Below are 588 nucleotides of genomic sequence, written 5' to 3' on the forward strand. Positions count from 1 at the left end.
TGCGAATTTTCGGCGAATGTCGTCTTCACAGTATAACCAGATTGCTTGGGGTTATATGGTCAAGTGAAGAAGCGCATACGGTGGATGCCTTGGCAGTCAGAGGCGATGAAAGACGTGGTAGCCTGCGAAAAGCTTCGGGGAGTCGGCAAACAGACTGTGATCCGGAGATGTCTGAATGGGGGAACCCAGCTGTCATAAGACAGTTATCTCATGCTGAATACATAGGCATGAGAGGCGAACCAGGGGAACTGAAACATCTAAGTACCCTGAGGAAAAGAAATCAACCGAGATTCCCTTAGTAGTGGCGAGCGAACGGGGACCAGCCCTTAAGTTGATTTGAGATTAGCGGAACGCTCTGGAAAGTGCGGCCATAGTGGGTGATAGCCCTGTACGCGAAAATCTCTTGTCAATGAAATCGAGTAGGACGGGGCACGAGAAACCTTGTCTGAATATGGGGGGACCATCCTCCAAGGCTAAATACTACTGACTGACCGATAGTGAACTAGTACCGTGAGGGAAAGGCGAAAAGAACCCCGGAGAGGGGAGTGAAATAGATCCTGAAACCGTATGCGTACAAGCAGTGGGAGC

General features: G+C 50.2%; 1 rRNA gene. It reads left to right on the forward strand.

Features of this window, described 5'->3' with window-relative positions:
* Positions 1 to 57 precede the first annotated feature (57 nt).
* A 23S ribosomal RNA gene (locus IFT80_RS21525) occupies positions 58 to 588 on the forward strand; the annotation flags it as partial.

The sequence above is a fragment of the Pseudomonas sp. CFBP 8771 genome, assembly GCF_014841695.1.
Lineage (GTDB): Bacteria > Pseudomonadota > Gammaproteobacteria > Pseudomonadales > Pseudomonadaceae > Aquipseudomonas > Aquipseudomonas baltica.